Source organism: Halonotius pteroides (assembly GCF_003605635.1).
Taxonomy (GTDB): Archaea; Halobacteriota; Halobacteria; order Halobacteriales; family Haloferacaceae; genus Halonotius; species Halonotius pteroides.
The window spans coordinates 1-1165 of the sequence record NZ_QMDW01000085.1 but is presented as its reverse complement, the minus strand read 5'-3'; the positions used below and the strand labels follow the sequence as shown (position 1 = coordinate 1165).

The 1165-nt window shown below is 69.3% G+C and carries 1 protein-coding gene and 1 pseudogene; one reads left to right on the top strand and one right to left on the bottom strand.

Annotated features, from left to right (window positions below; genetic code table 11):
* Positions 1-687, bottom strand: a 687-nt coding sequence (locus tag DP106_RS15215; RefSeq protein ID WP_240625468.1) for a PIN domain-containing protein, incomplete at its 3' end; no start/stop codon positions are given.
* A gap of 148 nt (positions 688-835) precedes the next feature.
* Between DP106_RS15215 and DP106_RS15210 the strand changes: the two are divergent.
* Positions 836-1165: pseudogene (locus DP106_RS15210) on the top strand (carboxypeptidase M32); the annotation flags it as partial.

Sequence of the window (1165 nt, the reverse complement as noted above, 5' to 3'; positions counted from 1 at the left end):
CTCGATGCCGTCGGCGAATGGCGCTTCGGCGACGGCGATCCGCATATCGGCGATCTGGACGATCGTCATCCCGTCCCCCGATAGCTCGACGAACCCGTCGCTCACCGAGCGAGCGGTGTTGACGACGTTCTCGGCGATAGCACGCATCTCAGATTCGGTCAGGACGCCCTCGTCGATCGGCTCGTAGGCCATCTCGCCGATCGTGCCGCGTTTGGCCATCGGCCGGACGCCGGTCTTGAGGTGGACCGACATCGTCGACTCGTCGAGGTACTCCTCGATGGCGAGATCGGGCGTCTCCTCGACCTGCGGTTCGACGTACTCGACGGCGACGCCCTTCGCCCTCGCGACCTCGCTTTGGACGACGTCGCTCGTCAGAAGCGTCGCGTCGTGCCGTTCGGCCAGATCGCGGATCAGCGCGTCGATCTCACCCTCTCCGGCGTCGCGTTTTTCGATGGCGTCCGGGCGGCGGCCGACGTACTCGAGTGCGAGCCGACTCTCGTCGGCGAGTTCGGCCAGCCGCTGGAGCTCCTCCAGTCCGGCCCACCCGCTGTCGCGGCCGTCGTTGGCCTGGGCCTCGAGTTCCCCGACGACCGCCTCGGGAACGTACACCGTGTCGAGGTCGCCGTCTCCGGCGCGCTCGGACACGCGGCCGTCGATGACCGCGCTCGTGTCCGGCAGCATATCCATACCGCAAATCGGTCCCGAACGGGTATAAATACCGTGATGCGGCGGCTCCGGCGGGGCGGCGGCCGTCCCGAAGACGGCCCCCCGCCTGTGCCCTCGCCGACCGCCCCCGATCCGTGGCTTCTTGTCTGCCGCGACCCGTTATGCGCATATGTCGCAACCTGACGACGCCGATCCGGAGGCCGCCCCGACGCCGGCGGCGTACGACGACCTCCTCGAACGCTACGGCCGGGCGACGTATCTGGGCGACGCGAACGCGGTGTTGAGTTGGGATCAGGAGGTGATGATGCCCGAGGGGGGCACGCCGGCCCGATCGAAACAGCGGGGGGCGGTCTCGGCGGTCGCACACGACGTCCTCGTCGACGACGAGACGGCCGAGTTGCTCGAAGAACTCGAGAGGGCGGACCTGCCCGCCCCGAAGGCGGCCGCCGTCCGCGAGATCCGCCGCGAGCACGAGCGCAACGCCCGGGTGCCGACCGAC